The organism is Acidimicrobiales bacterium, assembly GCA_025455885.1.
In the GTDB taxonomy this organism is placed as follows: Bacteria; Actinomycetota; Acidimicrobiia; order Acidimicrobiales; family Acidimicrobilacustridaceae; genus Rhabdothermincola_A.
This window is the reverse complement of sequence record JALOLR010000008.1, coordinates 1-18020: the sequence shown is the minus strand read 5'-3', so window position 1 is coordinate 18020 and position 18020 is coordinate 1. Positions and strand designations below refer to the sequence as shown.

The window sequence follows — 18020 nt, the reverse complement described above, 5'->3', positions numbered from 1 at the left end:
CGATCGGGAGTGGTTTCGATGACGACGCATGTCTCCGGTGGAGTACGCGCAGGTGGTTCGGGCGGGACCGGCCTTCTTCGCAGTCGTCGCCGCGGCCTCGCCGCGGCGGCGATGTCGGTGATGGCCCTGCTCGTGACCACCCTGCCGGCCGCGGGTCCGGTGGCCGCCCACACGGTCGACCTGCCGGGGGCGAACGACGTCTACAACGGCACCTGGCCCCCGAACGCCAACCCCGGGTGGAACGTCCCGGCGGCCAACCCGGACCTGAACCCTGACTGCGGCATCGACGTGGGCATCCTGATCGACCGCTCCGGATCGATCGCCGACGCCGGCCAGCAGGTCAACATGCGCGAGTCGGCCAAGGACATCGTCGAGGCTCTGGCCGGGACCCCCTCCCAGGTCGGCGTGTGGAGCTTCGGCAGCTCGTCGAGCGCGACCGGCACCGTCGAGCATCCGGCACAGCAGCTGACCAAGGTCGGGGGACCCACGGGGCCCGCGGGGGTCGCGTCGCTCAGCGCCACCATCGACAGCATCCCGATCGTCAGCGGCGTGGCCACGAACTGGGAGGCCGGCTTCGCCTCGGTCGACACCGCCTCCGACGCCGGGACCGACCCGGACCTCCTGTTCGTGCTCACCGACGGCAATCCGACGGTCCACGTCGACGACTCGGCCACCGGGGGCACGACCAACAACGACGACGTCGACGGCGGCATCCGCACCGCCAACCTGGTCAAGGCCAACGGGACCCGCATCTTCGGCGTCGGCATCGGTGCAGGCATCACCTCGTCGACCCTCGGGCTCGTGGCCAACCCGCTCGCCTACGACGGCACCAACTTCGCGACCGCCGGCTACACCCTCACCAGCTTCGCGGCCCTCTCCGAGACCGTTCGGGCCCTCGCCATCGAGCTGTGCGGCGGGAGCGTCACGGTGCAGAAGCTGGCCGACGACGGCGACGGTTCCTTCGATCCGGCACAGGGATGGGAGTTCACCCTCGACCCCGCCAACGCCGGGATCCCGAGCCAGACCGATGCCACCGACGACCAGGGCCAGGTCAACTTCGCCCTCGACTCCTTCACCGTGGAGCAGGTCACCCTGACCGAGGACCTCGCCGGACAGTCCGGCTATGTCTTCCTCGCCGACGAGCTCGTGTGCACGAACTCCAACGGTGACGACCCGATCCTCACCCCGGTGGCCAACGGCGCCACCTTCGATCTCGGGCCCACCGACATCATCGAGTGCACGTTCAAGAACAAGCGGGAGTTCGTCGACCTGAGCATCGCGAAGGACGACGGCGGGGTCTCGACCGTTCCCGGCGGTGAGGTCACCTACACGCTCACCTACGGCAACGCCGGCAACGTCGACGCACCCAACACGGTGATCGCCGAGACTGTGCCCGCCGACACGACCGTGGACCTCGGGAGCGGTCCCGCGGACGGGAAGAACGACGGCTGGCTCTGCGCCGGCGCCGACAACGGCGTCTTCGTCGCCGGGACCGCGTGCACGTACGCGGCCGGCACGGTCCCCGCCGGGGCGTCCGGCCTCACCGTGCCGTTCACCGTGACGGTGGTGAACCCGGCACCCTTCGGTCTCACCGAGATCTCCAACACGGCCACCATCGACTACGACGAGACGTCGGGCCCCGACACCAACCCCGACGACAACACGTCCACCGACACCACCCCCGTGGTGGTCGATCCTCAGATCGCCATCACCAAGACCGTCGTCACTTCCGGAGGCCTGTGCCCCGGTGTCGACGAGGTCACCATCGTGGCCGGTGAGTCCGTCACCTACTGCTACGTCGTCACGAACCCCGGCAACGCGCCGACCATCGACGTCGTCGTCGTGGATGACAACGCCACGCCGGGCGACACCAGTGACGACTTCCCCGTGGTCCTGTCCGGCCTCACGGACGAGGACGGCGACGGCACGGCCGACGACCTCGCGCCGGGAGCTTCGGCGTCCGGCCAGTCCGCGGTCACGGTGTTCGCCGCAGGAGGGACCTTCGTGAACGTCGCCACCGCCACCGGTGGGGGCGAGAGCGCGTCGGACGACGCCACGGTGATCGTCACCCAGCCGGCGGTGAACGTCGTCAAGACCGCCGTCGTGACCGGTGACGCCTGCCCGGGCATCGACGGCGTGAACCTCGGTGTGGTGACCGGTCAGTCCGTCACGTTCTGCTACGTCGTCACGAACCCAGGCACGGCCCCCCTGTTGAACGTGACGGTCGTGGACGACAACGCCACGCCTGGCACGGGCGACGACTTCGCCGTGACGTTGTCGGGTCTGACCGACGAGGACGGTGACGGCACGGCCGACGACCTCGCTGCCGGCGAGACCGCCACCGGCTCCTCGTCGCCCAAGGCCTTCGACGCCACGGGCTCGTTCACCAACGTGGCCACGGCGGCTGGGGAGAGCGCGTCGGACGCGCAGTTCTCCGACACCGATCCGGCCACGGTGGTCGTCACCGCACCCCAGGTCGACATCGTCAAGACCGCTGTCGCCTCCGGCGACGCCTGCCCCGGTATCGACGGGGTGAACCTCACCGTCGTCGCCGGTGACGAGGTGACGTACTGCTACGTGGTGACCAACCCCGGTAGTGCGCCCTTGTTGAACGTGACGGTGGTGGACGACAACGCCACGCCTGGCACGGGCGACGACTTCGCCGTGACGTTGTCGGGTCTGACCGACGAAGACGGTGACGGCACCGCCGACGATCTCGCTGCCGGAGCATCCGCCACGGGCCAGTCGCCGGGCAAGGAGTTCGCCGGCGCGGGCAGCTTCACCAACATCGCGACGGTCGACGGTGCCAGCGCGTCGGGTGCAGAGCTCTCCGAGACCGACGACGCGACCGTGGTGGTCACCCGACCGGGTCTGACCATCGTCAAGACCGCGGTCGCCGATCCGGCGGGCTGCCCGGGTGTCGATGGCGTCACCCTGGTGGTCGACGAAGGAGATGACGTCCGCTACTGCTATGTGGTCACCAACCCCGGCGACGCTCCGCTGCTGAACGTGACCGTCGTCGACGACAACGGCACGCCGCTCGTGCCCGGGGACGACTTCGCCGTGACCCTGGGTGGGCTCACCGACGAGGACGGCGACGGCACGGCCGACGACCTGGCCGCCGGGGCGACCGCCACCGGTGCGTCGTCGCTCGTGTCCTTCGAGCCGGGAAGCGTGATCAACGTGGCCACGGCCGACGGGTCGAGCTCGACGGGTGAACCCTTCGAGGCCACCGACACCGCGGTCGTGACGGCGCGAGACGTGCCACCGACGGTGGTGGTCACGAAGACGGCCGGGGTCGACTCGGTCCTCGAGCCGGGTGGCCCGGTGACGTTCACCGTCGAGGTGGAGAACACCTCCGACGAGGCGGTGACGGTCACGTCCATCACCGATTCGGTGGAGGGCGGGGCGCCGTTCAGCGTGCTGGCTCCGGCCACGGCACCGGTGACGGCGACCACGTGCGTGAACGGCTCGCCGATCGCCGCCGGTGGCACCTACACCTGCACGTTCACGTTGAACGTGTCGGGCGACGCCGGTGACGTGGTCGACGACACCGTGGTGGCCACGGTCGTCGACAACGACCAGACCACGGCGAGCGACGACGACGATGCGTCGGTGGAGATCACCGACGTGCCGCCGGTCATCACCGTGACCAAGGGCGCCGACCCGTCCTCGCTGCCCGAGCCGGGTGGCCCGGTGACGTTCCCCGTCACCGTGACCAACAACAGCTTCGAATCGGTGACGGTCACGTCCATCACCGATTCGGTGGAGGGCGGGGCGCCGTTCAGCGTGACCGCCCCGGCCACGGCGCCGGTGACGGCGACCACCTGCGAGACCGGTGTGGTCATCGCACCGGGAGAACCGTACGAGTGCACGTTCACGTTGAACGTGTCGGGTGATGCCGGTGACGTGGTCGACGACACGGTCGTGGCCTCGGTCGTCGACAACGACGGGACCCCGGCGAGCGATGACGACGATGCGTCGGTGGAGATCACCGACGTGCCGCCGACGGTGGTGGTCACGAAGACGGCCGGGGTCGACTCGGTGCCCGAGCCGGGTGGCCCGGTGACGTTCACCGTCGAGGTGGAGAACACCAGCTTCGAGGCGGTGACGGTCACGGCGATCACCGATTCGGTGGAGGGCGGGGCGCCGTTCAGCGTGCTGGCTCCGGCCACGGCGCCGGTGACGGCGACGACGTGTGCCGCCGGTGCGGAGATCGCCGCGGGCGACACCTACACCTGTACGTTCACGTTGAACGTGTCGGGCGACGCCGGTGACGTCGTCGACGACACCGTGGTGGCCACGGTCGTCGACAACGACGGGACCACGGCGAGCGATGACGACGATGCGTCGGTGGAGATCACCGACGTGCCGCCGACCATCGAGGTCACCAAGGACGACGACGGCGCTTCCGTCGGCGCTCCCGGTGGCCCGGTCGAGTACACGGTGGAGGTCACCAACACCAGCTTCGAGGCGGTCACGATCACCTCGATCACCGACTCGATCGACGGGGGGGAACCGTTCGACGTCACCGCCCCGGCCACCGACCCGGTCCTCGAGACGAGCTGCGCGACGGGCGTGGAGATCCCGGCCGGGGAGACCTACACCTGCACCTTCACGGTGCTCGTCGAGGGTCTCGGTGGTGAGATCGTCGAGGACACGGTGGTGGTGAGCGTCGTCGACGACGACGGCACACCCGTCGAGGGCTCCGACGACGAGACGACCCCGGTGACCCCGGTCGTCGACCTCGCCGTGGTGAAGACGGCCGACCAGCCGACCTTCACCGTGGGGACCCAGGCGGTCTACACCCTCGTCGTCTCCAACGCCGGCCCGTCGACGGCCACCGACGTGGTGGTCACCGACACGCTGCCGACGGGGCTGTCGCTCGTCGGGATCGACGAGCCGAGTGGCTGGAACTGCTCCGGCTCGGTCTCCATCAGGTGCACGACGCCGACCCTCGCGGCCGGAGCCTCGGCGACGATCACGGTGACCGTGCTCGTCGGGGCCGACGCCGTCGGTCAGGTGACCAATGTCGTCGAGGTGGACAGCGAGGAACCCGACGCCGACCCGTCCGACAACCGTGACGAGGTGACGACCCCCGTCACCCAGGTGCTCGGTGCCGTCGTCACGCCGCCGGCCCCGGCGGTGTTGACGACCGCGGCCCTGCCCTACACCGGTTCGGACTCGGCTCGGATGGTGCTGCTCGGCGCCGGCTTCCTCGTCCTCGGCGGCCTGCTCGTCCTCGCCACCCGCCGACGCCGGCAGGGGTGATCCGGACCTTCGATCACCGCCACCCCCTCGGTCTGATGGCCGTCGGGGTGGCGGTGGTCGGCCTGGTCGTCGGATGTGCGTCCGAGGACGTGAACGCGCCGGACGACACGGTGAACTTCACCGGGGCCGGCACGGCGGAGCTGGTGATCGACGGCACGACGTCGACCTACCGGGTGGCCTGTGAGTCCACCGAGCTCGGCGGGCAGGGCGTGCTCCTCGTGTCCGGGTCTGCCGAGGTTGCTGCCGGCGAGCCCAACAGCCCGACCGGTGCGTTGTCGTCCGTGCGGCCGTCCCCCGTCGGGCTCGAGCTGCGCATCGACGCGGCGTCGATGGTCGGTACGGTCGGCGCGAACCTCGGGGGCGAGCCCCCGCTCGTGGTCGAGGCGCTCGATGTCGACTTCGAGGAGGACGCCGGCGTCCTCCGGGCCACCGCCGGGTTCGTCGACGTCGACACCGGCGAGGCGCTCGGCGAGGGCTCCGTGGTGCTCGAGGGATGCACGCCGGGACGGTGATGCCGCCCGTCCCGGCGCACGACGCCCTCCCGCGGCTGCTCAGGACTCCGGGTAGCGGATGAAGATCCCCTCCGCCCGGGCGGTCACCCCGCCGGCGTCACCGATGGTCCCCTTGGTGAACACCTTGCGCCCCTCGATGCGATCGAGCCAGGCCTCGAGCGCCAGCTCGGCCCCGATCGGTGTCGTTCGCTCGTAGCGCACCGACAGCGTGCCGGTGAAGGCGCCCATGCCCAGGCACACGTTGGTCGAACCGAGCAGCTCGTCGAAGATCAGGGCGATGATCCCCCCGTGGACCGACGCGGGCGGCCCACCGTAGGGGGGGCCGAGGGTCGTCGTCCCATGCATCCGTTCGCCGTCGAAGTGCATCCGGACCGGTGGGGCCAGGACGTTGAGGGGCCCCACCACCGGGCTGTAGGGGAAGAAGGCCGAGGGGTCGTCGGCCGGCGCCGGCAGCATCCCGTCGACCTCGGGGCGCAGCGCCGCCTGCATGGTGGTCGCCTCGACCACGTGGGGTTCGAGCAACCGGGCGGCGCGCATGACGAGCGCGGCGGCCTCGTCGAGGTCGTCGCCGGGCGCGTCGGCCATGCGCACGGCGGCGACGAGCCGGCGGGTCGCGTCGGCGAGCGCTTCGGTGCGGGCGTGCTCGGCCACCTGCGAGCGGACGGGTTCGGGGGTCATGGGCCCCATCCTCGCAGCGTCAGCGGTGGGGGCGGGCCAGGTACTCGTGCACGGACCGGATGGCGCTCGATCCTTCGCCCACCGCCGCAGCCACCCGCTTCATCGACCGGTGGCGCACATCGCCGACGGCGAAGACCCCGGGGCACGAGGTCTCGAAGGGCAAGGTGCCGCCGTTCGGCGTGGGGAGATCGCGATCGGTGAGCACGAAGCCCTGGTCGTCGAGAGCGCAGTGCCCCCGCAGCCACCCGGTGAAGGGCACCGCCCCGACGAAGGAGAACACCCCGGTGCAGGACACCTCGCGTTGGGTGGCAGTCCCGGCGGCGACGATGCCGGTGCGCAGCGTGACGGAGGTGAGGCGTTCGTCGCCGTGCAGGCCCACCACCTCGGTCCGCGGGGCGAGCGTGATGTTCGGGGCGTGCTCGATCCGATCGATGAGGTAGCGCGACATCGACTCCTCGAGCCCGTCCCGACGGATGCAGATCGTGACCTCGGACCCTCGTTGGGCGAGGAACACCGCGGCCTGTCCCGCGGAGTTCCCGCCCCCCACGACCACCACGGGCTCCGAGGCGCAGGCCTGGGCCTCCAGCTCGGTGGCGGCGTAGTAGACGCCGGCGCCCTCGAAGCGGTCGAGGTCGGGGAGGGGGAGGCGGCGGTACTGCACGCCCACCGCCACGACCACCGCCCGGGTCTCGATCGTGGCGCCGTCGCCGAGCGTCAGGCCGTAGCCCACTTCCGAGTGCTCCAGTCGCTCGACGTGGCACGGGGAGTTGAGGGTGGCGCCCAGGCGGACGGCCTGGAGGGCACCCTGTTCGACGAGGTCGCCGCCCGAGATGCCGGCAGGGAACCCGAAGTAGTTCTCGATCCGCGAGCTCGTGCCGGCCTGGCCGCCCGGGCCCACGCTGTCGAGCACCACCGTGTCGAGGCCTTCCGACGCCCCGTAGACCGCCGCCGCCAGCCCGGCCGGACCGGCGCCGACCACGGCCACGTCGAAGACGTGACCAGCGGGGGTGCGGAACGTGAGGCCGAGGTGGGCGGCGAGCTCGCCCGGCGTGGTTCGACGCAGAGTGGCGGTGGGCGTGATGACGACGGGTGTGTCGCCGCGGCGCACCCCCAGCCCGGCCAGCAGGACGTCGACGTCCTCGATCCCGGGATCGTCGAGATCGACCCAGAGGTGGGCCAGTCGTTGACGGCGGGCGAAGGAGCGCAGCGCGAGCGCCGACGACGAGAACCGGGAGCCCACGATGCGCATCGCGCCGGCCCCGTCGCCGGCCCGCAACGCCTCCCGCCGGGCCACGAAGGCGGCGAAGATCACGTCGGCCAGCGCGGCGTCCGAGGCGAGCAGGTCGCGGAACCGGTCCGATCCGATGCGCACCACGAGCGAGTCGACGTCGGCCCGACCCGCCAGCGAGGTGCGCTGCCCGGTGAGCATGTTCAGCTCCCCGAGGAAGCGGCCCCGGCCGTGCCGGGCGATCAGGGTCTCCTGACCGTCGACACGGCGCACGATGGAGAAGCTCCCGTCGATGATGGCCACGAAGTCGGGGTCGAGCTGGCCTTCGTCGAAGACGACGTCACCGGCGGCGACGGTCTCGACCGTGCCGAAGGCCTTGATCCGCTCGAACTGCTCGGCCGTGAGCTCGGGGAACGCGGCCCCCCCGGAGGAGGTGTCGATCAGCGTCTCCTCGGTCATGGCGGCTCAGGTGTGCGACGGGCTGTCGGCCATCGCCGGGATCTCGAGGGCGACCTCGTCGACGTAGCACCAGATCCAGTCCTCACCGGGCTCGAAGCTCTGCACGAGGGGATGGCGGCCGTCGGCGGCGTGGGCGGTGGCGTGGCGCATCGGTGAGCTGTCGCAACAGCCGACGTGCCCGCAGGTGGCGCAACGCCGCAGGTGGACCCACGTGGTGCCGATGGCCAGGCAGTCGACGCAACCGTCACCCGAGGGGACGGCTGCGTCGGAGATGAGCTCGAGGTGCGTGCAGGAGGGGTGTGCCACCTGCGAGACGCTACCGGGGGCCGGTTCCGCCGTCGCTCGCGTCAGGGCTCCGGGGTGGGCGTCACAGCGTGGTGCCGAGGTCGGCGACCTCGGCCAGCCACGCAGGCATCCGCGCCGCCCGGCCGTCGCGGGTCACGCAGCCGTGCACGGTGACCGCCGTGGCCCGGGCGTCGCCATCGACGGTGAGGAGGTAGCCGACCTGGAACGTGGCCCGGGTGACCTTCCCGATGCCCAGGTGGACGTCGACCTCCTCGTCGAAGCTCAGCGCCGAGCGGTAGCGCACGTATGCCTCGAGCACCGCGAACTCGACGCCGTCGTCCCGCACGGACTGGTAGTGGTGACCGAGGGTGCGCAGCCACGCCACCCGGGCCTCCTCCATGTACAGCAGGTACGACGAGTGGTGCACCACCCCCATGGCGTCGGTCTCGGCGAAACGGGTCCGCAGGCGGTGGGCGAACGCGTAGGCGGACGGGTCGAGCGGCGGGACGAGGGACAGGCGCACGAGGGGCGACGGTAGTGCCGCCCGTTGCGGCTCGGCTCAGGCCGCGGGATCGACGCCGGCGTGCTCGACGCACCACGCCCAGAGGCGGTCGCGCTCCTCGGGGGTGTCGGCGCGGCGGGTGGCGGGGAGGCGATGGGTGGCCCGCACCCGACGGTCGTGCCAGAAGCGTCCCGTCGTCGCCAGCGGCTCGCCGTCGTCGGCGGCCAGCCACACGATCGTGTCCGCCCCCTGGTCCGGGGAGCGCAACAGGGGGCCGGTGAGCGTGCGAAAGGTGGGCAGGGAGGCGGCCACCCCCGGCGTGTCGGCCCACCCGGGGTGCATGGCGTGGAAGCGGACGCCCTGTCCGTCGAGGCGCTCGGCCCACAGCTCGTTGAGCGTCACCTGGGCCCGCTTGGCCCGGGCGTACTGCTCGGTGCCGCGGTAGTCGTCGCCCATCTCGAGGTGTTCGACGTCGAGCGAGGCGGCGTACATGCCCCCGGAGGACACGGTGATCACCCTGCTCGGGGCCGACGCCCGGAGCCGGTCGAACAGCTGCGCCGTGAGGAGGAACGGGCCGACCACCTGGGCGGCCACCGTCAACTCGGTCCCGTCCTGGGCCTCGCGGCGATCGGGGTGGAGCGCGCCGGCGTTGTGGATCAGCGTGTCGATCGCAGGGTGGGCGTCGAGGATCTCGTCGGCGGCCCGCCGCACCGCCTCGGGGTCGGCCATGTCGGCCAGCGCCACGGACACCCGGTCGTTGCCGGTGGCCCCGACGATCTCGTCGGCCACCCGTCCGGTGCGGTCCCTGTCGCGCCCCAGCAGCACGACCGTCGCACCGAGGGTCGCCACCCGGCGAGCGGTGGCCAGCCCGAGGCCGGACGTCGGGCCGGTGACCACCACCACCCGATCGCTGAGGTCGTAGCTGTCGAGCGGGCGCCACCGGTCGAGGCGTGACCGGACGTCGTAGCCGATGCGGCTGAAGCTCGGCGCCACCGGCACCTCGAGGACGGCGTCGACGAACGAGCCGGCTCGCGTCCGGTACTCGGGGTGCTCCTCGCGCAACGGCGGGTCTGGGGTCATCGGGCGTCCTCCGTGCGGATCAGCACCGCTGCGCCCCCCGGCATTCCGGGCACCGTCGAGGAACCTGGGTCGTCCCGGCAGATTCTGCGGTCGTGGCGCGTAAGGGGTCGGGCGGTCGCCGGTCAGGAGGGGTGACGGGCCGGAGACACCGGCTCCCACCACACCGAGGAGACATCCCGATGAACACCTTCCGCACCCGCACCGCCCGCATCGCCCTCGCCGCCGTCCTCACCCTGGGGATCGCCGGCACCGGCACCGCCGCCCACGCCGCCGTCCCGGCCTTCCCGCAGGGCCCGACCGACCTCGTCCCCGGTGGCAACGGCCCCGACGACCCCCGCCCGGAAGGCCCCGGTGACCTCACCGGCACGCCGGACGAGCCCGACTGCCCGCCGCTGCTCGCCTCCTGCGACATCACCTCCGACCCCGGCGATGCCGGCGACGGGGGCAACGGCGGCAACGGCGGCGAGGCCCAGGTCGACCCCGCCGTGGTGGCCACCCCCACCTTCACCGGTTGACCGCATCCCCGAGGGCGGGAGGAGCCGGGCCTCGGGCCCGGCTCCTCCCGCGTCCGGCGTCCGGGGCAGTGCTCGTGCCTGTGCCCGTGTCGAGATCCTGTCGATGAACGCGTAAGGGATCGGCGAGCGAGCGGTCAGGACGGGCGACGGGCCACGTCGGCCCGCATCACCGCCCAGGAGGCTCCGCCATGTCCACCGCCCTGTCCACCGCCGTGATCACCACCCGTTCCACCCACACCACCCGGCTCCTGTTCGTTCTCCTCGTCCCGTTGGTCGCCCTGGTGGCGGCCTGCGGGGGTTCGACCGACGGGTCCGCGCCGACCGCACCGATCGCCGCCGCCCCCGCCCCGGCTCCCGCCGCGCCGGCGGCACCCGCGTCCGCCGACGTCACGCGGGTCGCGAGGCCGATGGAGGACACCCCGGTCTTCGCCGCTCCCGGCGACGACACCCCCACCCAGGTCCTCCCCGCGACCTCGGAGTTCGGCTCCCCCCTCGCCCTCGTGGTGGTGGAGGAGCGTCCCGACGGCTGGCTCCGGGTGCAGCTCCCCACCCGGCCGAACGAGTCGACCGGGTGGATCGACGCCGACGGCGTCGCCGTGCGCGAGGTGACCGTCGCGGTGCACGTCGACGTCGCCGCCCGCCGGCTCACCGTCACCGACGCCGGTGTCACCCTGTTCGAGACCCCGGTGGCGGTGGGCGCCCCCGCCACCCCGACCCCCGTCGGGCGCTTCTTCGTGGTCGACAAGCTCGTCACCCCGGACCCGTCCGGCGCCTACGGGCCGTTCGCGCTGGGCCTGTCCGCCCACTCCGACGTCCTGACCGACTTCGCCGGCGGCGACGGCCAGGTCGGCATCCACGGCACCGACCGACCGGACTCGATCGGCCGGGACGTCTCGAACGGCTGCGTGCGGGTGCCCAACGACATCGCGGTCCGGCTCGACGAGCTGCTGCCCCTCGGCACGCCCGTCGTGGTGTCGTGACCCACCGGGCCCCGACCCTCGGACCGTGTGATGCTTGACGGCGATGGTGCGACGCTACGACGACGAGGCCTCCCTCGTGGAGGCCGCCCGCGACGGCGACGAGGCGGCCTTCACCACCCTCTTCCGGCACTGGTTCGACCCCTGCTTCGACCTGGCCCAAAGGATCGTCCACGACGACGACACCGCCGCGGAGGTCGCCCAGGAGACGTTCCTGGTGGCCTGGCGCCAGCTCGCCACGCTCCGCGACCCCTCGGCCTTCGGGGGATGGGTGTTGCGGACCAGCCGCAACAAGGCCCTGAACCGGTTGGAGCGGGAGCGGCGCAGCACCCCCGTGGACCGGGACGAGCACCCGGCCCTGGCCGGCCTCGAGGCGGCGGGCGACGTGGCCGGTGAGGTGGACGCGCGCGCCCACCAGGACCTCCTGTGGGCGGCCGCGGCGGCGCTGGGCGAGCGGGACGCCAGCGTCCTCGACCTGCACCTGCGTCACGGCTTCGACGCCGCCGAGATCGCCGAGGCGCTCGACGTGACCACCAACAACGCCCACCAGCTCCTGTTCCGCATGAAGGGCCGGCTGGCCACCGGGATCAGGGCGTGGGTGCTGTTCAAGGGCGGCGACCCCCAGTGCGAGGAGCTCGGCCGGGTGCTGCGCGCCGCCGGGGTCACCTCCTTCTCCGCGGCGACGGTCAAGGTCGTCGCCCGACACGTCGACGACTGCGACGAGTGCACGCGCCGCCAGGCGGCGGTGCTCGCCCCCGAGGCGATGTTCGCGGCCGTGCCGCTCCTGCCGGCCGGCGCCGTCCTGCGCGACCGCGTGGCGTCGGCGTTGCGCACCGACGGCGTGCCCCTCGGCCCCGACGCCGCCCGGCCGCTCCCGTCGTCGGACCCGGAGGCGACCGGTGCCTCGGAGGGTCCGGGGCAGTCGCCTCCCGACGGGAGCCCGGCGAGCGACGCCGTCGCGGCGGGCGCCGTGGCCCCGGTGGTGGCCGTCGTCGTCGACGGGGCGGGCGACGACAGCGACCCCGACCCGGGCTCCGGTCGTTCGAAGCTCCTCGCCATGGTGGCGATCGTCGTGGCGCTGCTGGTGCTCGGCGGACTGGCGATCCTGCAGGGCGGGGCCGACGAGGCCGATGGGGTCGACGTGGCGGTGGCCCCGGTCGACACCCCGGCGGGCACCGAGCCCCGATCGGGGACCTCGGTCCCCGGTGAGGTCGTCGCGCCGCCCGTCGAGCCGTCGACGACGGCGGTTCCGACCTCTCCGCCGTCCACCCCTGTTCCCCGACCCCCCGTCACCGCGGCGCCGCCCACCACCGTGGCCCCGCCGCCACCGCCGCCACCGCCCGCACCCCCGGCGCCGCCGGTCATCTCGGGCTTCCGGGCCACGCCGGCCACGACCCCGGGCGGGGCGTGCCCGCCGGGCCAGTGGGCGTCCACCCTGGTGTGGTCCACCACGGGCGCCACGGGGGTGTCGATCGTGGGCAGCTTCGGTGGCCCGGCGCTCGCCGGTCCGGTCAGCGGGAGCCTCGTGGCGTGCGCGCCCACCCCCGGCGCCACCTGGACCCTCACCGCGACCGGCCCCGGCGGCCAGGCCGAAGCCACGGCGTGACAGCGCGTAGCGTCGGGGAGTCCGCCGGACCGGGGAGACCGAGGATGAGCATCGACGACGGAGGCACGACCCGCCACGGGGCCGACATCGACCGGACGGCGGAGTGGGACGAGCTCCGAGCCCGTCACCAGCGGGCCGCCGAGGACCGCCCGGCGTCGTCGGCGCGCGGCGTACACCACGTGGCGCTGCTGTCGGGCGACGTCGAGACGACGATCCGCTTCTACCAGGACCTGCTCGAGTTCCCGCTCACCGAGTTGTTCGAGAACCGCGACTACCAGGGCTCGACGCACTTCTTCTTCGACATCGGCCACGGCAACGCGCTGGCCTTCTTCGACATGCCGGGTCTCGATCTCGGGCCCTACGCCGAGGTCCTCGGTGGCCTGCACCACCTCGCCATCTCGGTCGAGCCGGAGCGGTGGGCCCACCTGCGGGCCAAGCTCGACGCCGCCGGGGTCGACGTGCTCGAGCTGTCGAACACGTCGTTGTACTTCCGCGGCCCCGACGGGGAGCGCCTCGAGCTCATCTCCGACCCGCTCGGGGAGATGTACGGCACGATGGTGATGTAGCAGGTGATGCCGCCGGACCGTTCGGGTAGGTCATGCGTGAGCGTCAGCGCCGTCCACGAACGAGGAGCACCCATGGCAACCACCCGCCCGACCCGTCGCCCCATCGACGTCGCCCCGTGAGCGCCGACGAGGCGCCCCGGCGCCGGCCGGAGGAGGCCACCGACGAGCTCGTCCAGGCCGTCGGCAAGGTGTCCGAGGCGCTCGAGTACGTCGAGCGGGCTCGGGGCCACCTGTTCTCGTTCCACCAGCTCATGGGGCACGCCGATCTCCTGCTCGGCGAGGCCGCCGACGATCTCGGGGACGCGGGTGCCGCCGAGGAGGCGGAGATGCTCCGTGAGGAGATCATCGGTCGCAACGCCATCGACGGGCGCTGGACCTTCCAGATCGTGGAGGAGTTCGACGACCTCTACTACGGACCGGTGCGCGACGCAGTGCGACGCATCGAGCGCGACCGCATGGGCGGGCAACGCCACGTCTTCGAGTCCGAGATGAAGGAGTCACGGCGCAGCAGGGGCCGCCGAGGCCACGACGCGCGGCCGCCCTCGGCCCACGTCGACGGGGTCGAGACCACCGCGGGGTGACTCAGGCGCGTCGGCCGATGTAGGCCAGGACCCTGGTCTGGTCGTCGGCGTCGTCGCCGACGGGGATCTCCTCGCCGAACACGCCGGGGCTCCTGGCGATCTCGCCGAAGGACCGCGCGCCGCGGTCGAGACGGGAGAGGTCGTCGGGATCGATCCGCTCGTCCTGGCCGGTGGCCCGGGCGAGGTCCCACCCGTGGGCGATGAGGTCGAGCACCACGAACCGGTCGATGGACTCCTCGAGCGTCGTCGGGCCCATGAAGCCCTCGAACGGCGCGGCGGCGCGTTCGGGGTCGTCGAGCTCGGCCTGGACGGTGGCGCTCGTCGTCCGCCACGCCCCTTCGGGATCGGCGGCCACGTCGACGACGGGTGCGGCGATCCCCACGCGGTCGAGGAAGATCCCCTGGCTGTCGACGACGTGTCGAACGAGCGCCCGCACGGTCCACTCCTCGCACGGGGTGGGGTCGTCCCAGGCCGTGTCGGGGACGCCGGCGATGCGCTCGGCGAACTGTGCGGAGAGGCGACGGTAGCGGTCGGCGGTCTCGTTCATGCCCCCAGCCTCGCCGACCGGCGCCTCGGCGTCGACCGCCCCGGGGACGACAGGGGCGTCGAGGACGTCGAGGACGGCGAGGGCGCCGCGGGCGGCGGCGACGGCGGTGCTGAAGGTGGCCTGCAACAGGTACCCCCCGGTGGGCGCGTCCCAGTCGAGCATCTCGCCCACCACGAAGGTGCCGGGCCGGCGACGCAGCATGAAGTGCTCGTCGACCTCGTCGAAGGCGATGCCGCCGGCGGTGGAGATGGCCCGGTCGACCGGTTCGGTCGCCGTCACGGTGAGCGGGATCGCCGTGACGAGGGCGGCCAGCTCGTGCCCGTCGGTGGGCACCCGGTTCCCGGTGGCCTCGCGCAGCAGCCCGACGGCCACCGGGGTGAGCCCGAGGGTGCGGCGCAGGTTTGAGGCGAGGGAGTCCTTCGGCCGGCGCCGGGCCCAACGCGCCGCGACGGCGGCGGGGGAGAGGTCGGGCAGCAGGTCGACCAGCAGGCGGGCCGTGCCGTCGTCGTCGAGCGCGCGTCGCACCCCGGGCGACAGCGCGTACACGGGCCCGCCCTCGAGGCCGGTCCGGGTGGCGACCACGTCGCCCCGGCTCCACGCCGCCGCGTGGTCGTGCTCGGGCGCCACGGCCACGCGCACGTCCTTCAACGGTTCGCCGGCGAAGCGGTCGGCGAAGGTCGGCGACCATGCGACCTTCACCCCCACGTTCGAGGCCCGCAGCGGCCGGACCTGGATCCCGGCCGCCTCCACGACCTCCAGCCAGCCGCCGTCGGAGCCGGTGCGGGGCCAGCTCGCCCCACCGAGCGCCAGCACGACCACGTCGGCGGTCAGGACCTCCCGCTTTCCGTCTGCGCCGGACACGACCACCCGGTGGCCCTCGCCGACGGACCCATCCGGGTCGTCGTCGTCCCACCCGAGCCAGCTGGTCTCGGTGCGCAGCGAGACGCCGAGCGCACCCAGTCGAGCCAGCCACGCCCGCAGCAGGGGAGTGGCCCGGAACGCCTCGGGGAACACCCGCCCGCTGGTGCCCACGAAGGTGGCCTGGCCCAGTCCCTCCGCCCAGGCCCGCAGGTCGTCCGGTCCGAAGCCTTCGACGGCGGCGCGCAGCTGCGGGGCAGGGTCGCCGTAGCGGGCCAGGAGGTCGCCGAGCGGCTCGGTGTGGGTGAGGTTCAGTCCCCCTCGCCCGGCGAGGAGGAGCTTGCGACCCACCGAGCGCCGGTGCTCGACGACCGTGACGGACACCCCGGCGCCGGCCAGCACCTCGGCGGCCATCAGCCCCCCGGGGCCGCCGCCGACCACCAGCGCGGTGGGCGCGGGTTCGGCGGGGAACGGCATCCGACCACGTTACGAGCGGTCGGTCGGGTGCGGCGCCGGCCTCGCGTCCGCCGGGTCAGTCCGGGGGAAGGGTGAGCGTGGCGGTGCCGGTGACGTGGTCGCCGAGCGCGTTGGTGGCCCGGAGAGCGACCTCGACGACGCCCTCGTCGCCCTCGACCCGGGTCCCGGTGACGGTCCCGGTGAAGGTCAGGGTGCTGTGCGGGTGCACGCTCACCCCGAGGCGGATGGACAGCGTGCGGATCATCGCCTCGGGGCCGGCCCAGTCGGTGAGGAAGCGGCTGCAGTAGGCGTTCGTCGACAGGATGTTCATGAAGATGTCGGGGGCGCCCTGGGCGTTGGCGTAGTCCCGGTCGTGGTGCACGGGCATGAAGTCGCGGGTGGCGATGGCGCCGGCGGCGATGACGGTGGCGGTGACGTCGATGACCATCGGGGTCAGCTCGTCCCCTGCGGAGATCGACGAGAAGGGCCTGGGCTCGGGGGTCGCAGGGGCGCTCACGGGTTCCCTCCGGGCTTGAACTTGAGGATCCGGAAGAGCTGGGTGCCGACGACCTCGCCCGACTCCACGGTGTAGGTGGTGAGCCAGGTCACGAAGTGTCCGGGTCCGATGCGGGTCTGCTTCTCGTCGGAGATCGACTCCATCACGGTCGAGGACGACACCACCTCCCCGAGACGCAGCGGTCGCACGATCTCGAACTCGGAGTTGGCGGCCAACGTGGCCACGAACCCGGCGTCGTCGAGCACCTTGAGGGGGCTGTCGCCCTCGGCCTCCACCGGCGATCCACCCCGTTCGGCGATGCCGGTGATCTTCGGGGTGGCCATCGTCCAGGTCTGCAACATCAGCGGCGGGGCGATGACCTCACCGAACCGGGACGCTGCGGCGGCCGCGGGGTCGGTGTAGACGGGGTTGGCGTCCTCGAAGGCCGCGGCCCAGTGGCGGATCATCGGCTGGTTCACCGGATCGGGCGCCACCGACGGGCCTCGGCTCCCCACCGGCTTGCCGACCAGGGCGTCGAGCGTGGCTCGCAGTTCGGGATCGGTCACGCCGGCGACGTTAGCGAGGCCCGCGACCCTGGGGCTCGACGGGCCGGTCGACGACAACCTCGTTCCCAGCCGTTCGACCAGGCGCCGGATCGTGACGGCCTCGATCGGCCCCGGGCGGGAGATCGTCTGCTTCAGGTCGCGCGGCCAGGTCATGGCGGCCCCGAGCCGGGCAGCGCCGGCGGTTCGGGATCGGATGACGGCTCCGGCTCAGGTGGTGCCGGTCCGGGTGGGGGGTGGTGGTGGGGGTGGCTGGTGACGGTGGTGGTGCCGGTGGGGTTGGTGGCGTGGAGCGCGCTGTTGGGATCACCGGACAGTGTCCAGCCGCCTTCGTGGACGAGGTGGTGGTGGTGCCAGCACAACAGGGCGAGGTTCGCGGTGGTGGTCGGTGATGGCCAGGGGGTGATGTGGTGGGCCTGCAGGAAGCGGGTCGAGGTGCAGTTCCCGAATCGGCAGTGTCCGTCGCGGTGTGTGAGGGCGCGGCGTAGGCCGGGGGACACGGTTCGGTTGGTGGTGCCGACACCGACGGCGATGCCGGCGCGGTCCTGGACCACCACCTCGATCCGGCTGTCGCAGAGCAGCCGGCGGGCGGTCTCGGTGGCGAGAGGCTGGCCCGTCTCGAGTTCGGCGGTGGCACCGGGGTCGTCGTCGCAGATGGCGGCGAGCTCGACGACGGCGACGACGGTGGCCCGGTCGGGATCGGCATCGGCGGCGAGGGTGGCGCCGGCGAGGGCGAGGAGCCCGTCGGCGCGGCGTTGGTCGGGGGTGGCGGTCGTCTCGGTGTGGGGGTCGCGTGGTGGCATGGCGCGTTCGACGGCGGTGAGGAGGCGGGCGCCTTCG

16 protein-coding genes are annotated in these 18020 nt (G+C 72.7%); 7 read left to right on the top strand and 9 right to left on the bottom strand.

Going from position 1 to position 18020, the window contains the following annotated elements; translation table 11 throughout:
- The first annotated feature begins 120 nt into the window (after positions 1–120).
- Entirely contained in the window at positions 121–5271 is a 5151-nt protein-coding gene (locus MUE36_07805) for an LPXTG cell wall anchor domain-containing protein (protein ID MCU0310830.1), read from the top strand.
- Complete coding sequence (locus tag MUE36_07800) at positions 5268–5783, top strand: hypothetical protein (GenBank protein ID MCU0310829.1); 516 nt, start codon at positions 5268–5270, stop codon at positions 5781–5783. Before MUE36_07805 ends, MUE36_07800 begins: the two co-directional genes overlap by 4 nt.
- A 39-nt stretch (positions 5784–5822) precedes the next feature.
- Here the strand turns inward: MUE36_07800 and MUE36_07795 are convergent, their stop codons facing one another.
- The 5 genes from MUE36_07795 to MUE36_07775 form a co-directional block, all read right to left on the bottom strand.
- Positions 5823–6461 carry a PaaI family thioesterase gene (locus MUE36_07795; GenBank protein MCU0310828.1) on the bottom strand — a complete coding sequence of 213 codons (639 nt, stop codon included), beginning with the start codon at positions 6459–6461 and terminating at the stop codon, positions 5823–5825.
- 19 nt (positions 6462–6480) lie between these two features.
- Positions 6481–8148, bottom strand: coding sequence for an FAD-dependent oxidoreductase (locus tag MUE36_07790; protein ID MCU0310827.1), 1668 nt, complete (start codon positions 8146–8148; stop codon positions 6481–6483).
- Between the two features lie 6 nt (positions 8149–8154).
- Positions 8155–8454, bottom strand: coding sequence for a UBP-type zinc finger domain-containing protein (locus tag MUE36_07785; GenBank protein ID MCU0310826.1), 300 nt, complete (start codon positions 8452–8454; stop codon positions 8155–8157).
- A 61-nt stretch (positions 8455–8515) separates the two neighbouring features.
- Positions 8516–8956, bottom strand: coding sequence for an acyl-CoA thioesterase (locus tag MUE36_07780; GenBank protein MCU0310825.1), 441 nt, complete (start codon positions 8954–8956; stop codon positions 8516–8518).
- A gap of 36 nt (positions 8957–8992) precedes the next feature.
- On the bottom strand, positions 8993–10015 hold the full coding sequence (locus MUE36_07775) for an SDR family NAD(P)-dependent oxidoreductase (protein ID MCU0310824.1): 1023 nt from the start codon (positions 10013–10015) through the stop codon (positions 8993–8995).
- A gap of 179 nt (positions 10016–10194) precedes the next feature.
- Between MUE36_07775 and MUE36_07770 the strand changes: the two genes are divergently transcribed.
- From MUE36_07770 to MUE36_07750, 5 genes are all read left to right on the top strand, one after another.
- The gene (locus MUE36_07770; GenBank protein MCU0310823.1) at positions 10195–10530 is read left to right on the top strand and encodes a hypothetical protein; all 336 of its coding nucleotides are present in this window, start codon (positions 10195–10197) and stop codon (positions 10528–10530) included.
- Between the two features lie 188 nt (positions 10531–10718).
- Positions 10719–11510 carry a L,D-transpeptidase gene (locus MUE36_07765; GenBank protein MCU0310822.1) on the top strand — a complete coding sequence of 264 codons (792 nt, stop codon included), beginning with the start codon at positions 10719–10721 and terminating at the stop codon, positions 11508–11510.
- A 43-nt stretch (positions 11511–11553) separates the two neighbouring features.
- Positions 11554–13113: a sigma-70 family RNA polymerase sigma factor gene (locus MUE36_07760; GenBank protein MCU0310821.1), complete on the top strand. Its 1560-nt coding sequence runs from the start codon at positions 11554–11556 to the stop codon at positions 13111–13113.
- 44 nt (positions 13114–13157) lie between these two features.
- A complete protein-coding gene (locus tag MUE36_07755) occupies positions 13158–13679 on the top strand; it encodes a VOC family protein (protein ID MCU0310820.1) in 522 nt (173 codons plus the stop codon).
- Between the two features lie 116 nt (positions 13680–13795).
- A complete protein-coding gene (locus tag MUE36_07750) occupies positions 13796–14260 on the top strand; it encodes a hypothetical protein (protein MCU0310819.1) in 465 nt (154 codons plus the stop codon).
- A 1-nt stretch (position 14261) separates the two neighbouring features.
- Here the strand turns inward: MUE36_07750 and MUE36_07745 are convergent, their stop codons facing one another.
- The 4 genes from MUE36_07745 to MUE36_07730 all read right to left on the bottom strand — a co-directional run.
- On the bottom strand, positions 14262–16142 hold the full coding sequence (locus MUE36_07745) for a TIGR03862 family flavoprotein (GenBank protein MCU0310818.1): 1881 nt from the start codon (positions 16140–16142) through the stop codon (positions 14262–14264).
- Between the two features lie 55 nt (positions 16143–16197).
- Complete coding sequence (locus MUE36_07740) at positions 16198–16638, bottom strand: hypothetical protein (protein MCU0310817.1); 441 nt, start codon at positions 16636–16638, stop codon at positions 16198–16200.
- Positions 16635–17183: a MaoC family dehydratase N-terminal domain-containing protein gene (locus tag MUE36_07735; protein MCU0310816.1), complete on the bottom strand. Its 549-nt coding sequence runs from the start codon at positions 17181–17183 to the stop codon at positions 16635–16637. The genes MUE36_07740 and MUE36_07735 overlap by 4 nt, the downstream gene beginning before the upstream one ends.
- 149 nt (positions 17184–17332) lie before the next feature.
- The coding region (locus MUE36_07730; GenBank protein MCU0310815.1) for an HNH endonuclease at positions 17333–18020 on the bottom strand (688 nt) is incomplete at its 5' end.